The organism is Oleiphilus sp. HI0132 (assembly GCF_001635845.1).
The window spans coordinates 1-796 of the sequence record NZ_LWGJ01000674.1 but is presented as its reverse complement, the minus strand read 5'-3'; the positions used below and the strand labels follow the sequence as shown (position 1 = coordinate 796).

1 protein-coding gene is annotated in these 796 nt (G+C 41.6%); it reads right to left on the bottom strand.

What is annotated here, in order from left to right; all coding sequences use genetic code 11:
- On the bottom strand, positions 1-655 hold a 655-nt coding region (locus A3766_RS08135), incomplete at its 3' end, for an AMP-binding protein (protein WP_156508782.1).
- Positions 656-796: the final 141 nt, after the last annotated feature.

Below are 796 nucleotides of genomic sequence, written 5' to 3'. Positions count from 1 at the left end.
CCAGTGGCAAGTAAGATAACATTCTATCAGTAGGCTTTATATCCAAAGCTTGTGCAACACCGCTTGCTGCAATACCTAAGGCCTCAAATGACAACATAACGCCTTTTGGCTTGCCGGTTGAACCCGATGTATAAACAATCGTCGCTAACTCGTCAGCATCCCGAACAGTATCTTCTTGTATCGGAGCATGCTCAGCAACCAGGTTATCCCAGCTTGGGTAATCTGTTTTTGGACTTAGAGGATAAGAAACACAAGGTAAATCATCTGGCACACCAGGTTTCATCATTTCCCAGTCGTCCAGTTTACCAACAAATAACAACTGCGTTTCACTGTGCTCAAGGATATACTTAACCGTTTCAGCATTTAGCGTAGGGTAAAGAGGTACACATATATGACCCGCCATCCAGATCGCCAGATCACTCATGATCCAATGCGCACAGTTCTTCGAAAGAATACCGATTCGACTTTTTGGTGGTAAATCTAAAGATTTAATATAGCTAGCCATCCTTCTGGCCTCGCCAACTGCTCGGTTCCAGGTATATTCCTGAACCACGCCGTTACCCATTGGCTGAGTTAGATAAATATCATCCGCTTTTGCTTTTTCCCAGCGATATACCTGCTCAAGAGGCAGCTTTACTTTCTTCAAAGAGGTCATGGTGATGTCTGTAGCCCTATTGTATTTAGTTTAGAAATTCCGTCTTTCAACTTAGATTTATACCCGAAGCTGATCATAATAAAAGGTGTGAACAAAAATTAAAATAAAAAACTGTAAAACACCCGAAAAACTTAGTAATTT